Here is a 3,793-nt window from a genome sequence, read left to right as displayed (position 1 = left end):
GCAATGAACTCAAATTCAGGCAATTTACTCCAGGAGATAATGAGATGATGGAGTTTTTGTCTAATAAAAACACAACAGCTCTACGGGATCGGGTTTCTCTCTGGGAATTACTCCGGCGCCCGGAACTTGGCATTCAAGATTATGTAGAAATAGGGTGGCTGCGCGATAATGATTCCGATATACTGGAACAATTGGAGATCCAGGCCAAATACGAAGGTTATATTGAAAAGCAAAAGGAACAGGTCAAGCGTTTCGAAAAACTGGAAAACAAACAAATACCCCCTGACCTTAATTATGATGAAGTTTACGGTTTGTCCAAGGAAGCAGTGCAGAAATTATCCATGATTTTGCCAGCTTCGGTAGGCCAGGCCTCAAGGATTGCCGGGGTTAATCCGGCAGATATAAATGTACTTTTAATATTTTTGGAAAAGAAAAGAAGGAAATAAGAGGTTGATGTGGAATATAAAGTAAAAGTCTTTAAGGAAATGCTTTTAGAGGAGAATACCAAGCATAATATGGTAAGTCGCAAGAGCCTGCCCGTTGAATTGGATAAGCATATAGAGGATAGCCGCAGTTTATTAAAGTTTATGGATTTAAAAGGAGGCAGGGTGGTAGATATTGGTAGCGGTGCCGGCTTCCCTGGACTGGTATTAGCCATCTTTTGTCCGGAGGGGGAGTTTCTTCTGCTGGAATCAGATCTTAAAAAGACCGAGTTTTTACAGGCGGTCATCAGCCGCAGTGGAATGAAGAACTGCCAGGTGCTGCGCAGGAGGATAGAGGCGGTGGGGCGCAGCGATTTGCGCGGCGGCTTTGATTTTTGCAGCTGTCGGGCTCTGGCCACGATGAGTGTTGTGCTGGAATATGGCCTACCCTTGCTACGTATCGGCGGAAAGCTTTTACTGTGGAAAGGAAAGAATTATTCCCGGGAAATTGAGCAGGCAGCCAACGCCCTGGAGATACTGGGGGGAAGAGTAGTTGACAACTATGCTTATAGCTTGATGTCGGAATGGGATAGGGCCATAGTAGTGGTAGAAAAGGAGCAACCTACCCCCGAGAAATACCCAAGGAGGGTGGGGATTCCAGCCAAACGGCCTTTATAGGGAGGGATACCAATGGTATTAAAACAGCTGGAAAGACTACTGGGGAAAAGCAGTGAGGTGAAGGTGACAGGAATACCGGTGGAAAAACTCTACCCTAACCCCTTTCAACCCCGTAAGGATTTCGATGAAAGGGAACTGATGGAACTTGCCCAGTCGATTGAGGCTTATGGGATAATTCAACCGATTATTGTCCGACCACGGGAAGAGGGCTTTCAAATAATTGCGGGAGAACGCAGATTTAGAGCCTGTTGCCTGTTGGGGATAAGAGAGATTCCGGCCATAATTCAAGAGATGGATGATGAAAAGGTAGCCACCGTCTCCCTGATAGAAAACCTGCAAAGACGAGAATTGAATTATTTTGAGGAAGCTAACGCATATAGCAAACTAATTAATGGCTTTGGATTAACCCAGGAGGAACTGGCGCGAAAGATAGGGAAGAGTCAGGCGGCTATTGCCAATAAGATTAGGCTTTTAAAACTTCCCCTTTCGGTGCGAAGCCTAATTCTACCGGAACGTATAAGTGAGAGACATGCTAGAGCTTTACTAAAATTGAATTCAGCGGAGATGCAATTGGAAGTAGTTAAACAGATTTACGAGAAAGAACTAACTGTAAAGGAAACGGAAGAACTGGTGGATGGTGTCAGTCGCAATAACATTCCCCAGGAAATAGGAAGCAGACCCAAAGGGCAGAGTGTTTCCATGGTAATAAGGGATGCTCGCATTTTTTTGAATACCATCAGAGAAACGGTTAAACGAGCGCGGCAGACGGGCATTGACATTGTTATGGTGGAAAAGGATGTGGACAGTGAATATGAAATTACCATAAGGATTGGAAAACACAAAAAAAATCAGCAATTAGCTCTATAAAAAAAGGAATTCGAAGCGGGAATACCCGCTTTTTTTGTTTTGGGGAAGGAATAAGAGTTTAGACAGGCGAAATAAGAATTGCAGCTTGGGAAAGGTGGACAAGGTTAATGGCAAAGATTATTGCAATAGCAAATCAAAAAGGGGGTGTAGGCAAAACAACTACCGCCGTAAATCTGGCGGCTAGTATTGCCATGGTGGGCCAGAAGGTGCTGCTTATAGATTGTGATCCTCAGGGAAATGCCAGCAGTGGTCTGGGCGTTAACCGGAAGCGGCTGAAGAACTGCGTTTATAATTGGCTGGTGGAAGGCCTGCCGGCCAAGGAGATAATTACCGCGACTGATGTTGATGGATTGGAAATAATGCCGGCAACCATTCAACTGGCTGGAGCTGAGGTGGAACTGGCAGCACGGGAGAACCGGGAATGTTACCTGGAGAAGGCGCTTTCCCCCATTAGGGAGGCCTATGATTATATATTCCTGGATTGTCCTCCATCGTTGGGACTCTTGACAATAAATGCGCTGGCAGCCTGCAATTCGGTTCTGATTCCGCTGCAATGTGAGTACTATGCCCTGGAGGGCTTGAGCCAGCTTATGGATACTATTTTATTAGTAAGAAAAAGATTGAATAGAGCTTTGAAACTTGAGGGAATAGCCTTGACCATGTTTGATGGACGAACCAATTTGGCCATACAGGTTGTCGATGAAGTTAAACGCTATTTTCCTAAAGAATTATACAAGACCATTATTCCTCGTAATGTCAGGCTTAGTGAAGCCCCCAGTCATGGGCAGCCAGCGGTTATTTATGACCCGCGATCAAGAGGAGCCGAGGAATATCGGGAACTGGCCATGGAGGTGTTGGAACGTGCAGAAAAAGGGAAGAGGCCTTGGTAGAGGACTGGAAGCGCTATTATCCAGCGATTTAAATTTTGACGAGGGGCTGGAAGTGGCACAGATCGGGGTGGAAGAGATTGTACTGCGCAAAGAGCAACCGCGCAAGAGTTTTGACGACGAGTCCCTTATAGAACTGGCAGACTCAATCAAGGAGCATGGTTTGCTGCAACCGATCATTGTTAGACCGAGGCAGGATGGCTTTGAGCTGATAGCGGGTGAGCGGCGTTGGCGAGCGGCTAAAATTGCCGGTTTACAGCAGGTTCCGGCTCTAGTAAGGGAAATGGATGATCTTCAGGCTGCTGAAGTATCCCTGGTGGAGAATATACAGAGAGATGACCTGACCGCCATGGAAGAGGCCATGGCCTATAGGTACATGATGGAAAACTATGCCTATACTCAGGAAAGACTGGCTGAAAAAATTGGGAAGAGCCGGGCTCATGTAGCAAACATGGTTAGAATTCTTGCCCTTCCTGAGCCGGTATTAAGGATGCTGGAGAGTCGGCAGCTAACGGCAGGACATGCCCGGGCCATTTTATCTTTGGAAAGCGCAGCAGAGCAGATCGTAGCGGCACAGGAGGTTGTTTCTGGGAGGATTTCGGTCAGAGAAACCGAAAAAAAGGTTAAGGCGCGAAGAGAAAGAAGGAAAGCAGAAAAAAAAAGAGACCCGGAAATTGCGGAGCTGGAAGAAAGAATGGAAAATTTTTTTAGTACCCGGGCGAAAGTGCATAAGAAGGGTAGGGGGGGAACAATAGAGATTAGTTTTTATAGCCTGGAGGATCTGGACAGAATCGTTGAACTTATTGGCTTAGATTGAAATTACCTGTTGGTTAAAACATAAAAAATTCGGCAATTCTCAATACAAGAAGCAGAATGTTTCACGTGAAACATTCTGCTTCTGCTGCTTCTGCTGCTTCTGCTGCTTCTGCTGCTTCTGCT

General features: G+C 46.0%; 4 protein-coding genes and 1 pseudogene. All 5 read left to right on the top strand.

Annotated features, from left to right (window positions below; translation table 11 throughout):
- Nucleotides 1-446, top strand: a pseudogene (locus tag PHP87_RS04380) (tRNA uridine-5-carboxymethylaminomethyl(34) synthesis enzyme MnmG); the annotation flags it as partial.
- Nucleotides 447-455: 9 nt separating this feature from the next.
- Nucleotides 456-1,100 carry a 16S rRNA (guanine(527)-N(7))-methyltransferase RsmG gene (gene rsmG, locus PHP87_RS04375; protein ID WP_299918856.1) on the top strand — a complete coding sequence of 215 codons (645 nt, stop codon included), beginning with the start codon at nucleotides 456-458 and terminating at the stop codon, nucleotides 1,098-1,100.
- 12 nt (nucleotides 1,101-1,112) lie between these two features.
- Nucleotides 1,113-1,967 (top strand): nucleoid occlusion protein, encoded by an 855-nt coding sequence (noc, locus tag PHP87_RS04370; protein WP_299918854.1) that lies wholly within the window; start codon nucleotides 1,113-1,115, stop codon nucleotides 1,965-1,967.
- Between the two features lie 107 nt (nucleotides 1,968-2,074).
- Nucleotides 2,075-2,857 carry a ParA family protein gene (locus tag PHP87_RS04365; RefSeq protein WP_299918851.1) on the top strand — a complete coding sequence of 261 codons (783 nt, stop codon included), beginning with the start codon at nucleotides 2,075-2,077 and terminating at the stop codon, nucleotides 2,855-2,857.
- A complete protein-coding gene (locus tag PHP87_RS04360) occupies nucleotides 2,829-3,671 on the top strand; it encodes a ParB/RepB/Spo0J family partition protein (protein ID WP_299918843.1) in 843 nt (280 codons plus the stop codon). The genes PHP87_RS04365 and PHP87_RS04360 overlap by 29 nt, the downstream gene beginning before the upstream one ends.
- Nucleotides 3,672-3,793: the final 122 nt, after the last annotated feature.

The organism is Syntrophomonas sp. (genome assembly GCF_028707975.1).
Taxonomy (GTDB): domain Bacteria; phylum Bacillota; class Syntrophomonadia; order Syntrophomonadales; family Syntrophomonadaceae; genus Syntrophomonas.
Note: the sequence above shows the minus strand (reverse complement) of the source record. Positions and strands in the feature narration are given on the sequence as shown.

Excerpts from the sequence above, each read along its gene's own strand:
- PHP87_RS04365 (WP_299918851.1), top strand. The coding sequence starts at position 2,075 with ATGGCAAAGATTATTGCAATAGCAAATCAAAAAGGGGGTGTAGGCAAA.
- noc (WP_299918854.1), top strand. The coding sequence starts at position 1,113 with ATGGTATTAAAACAGCTGGAAAGACTACTGGGGAAAAGCAGTGAGGTG.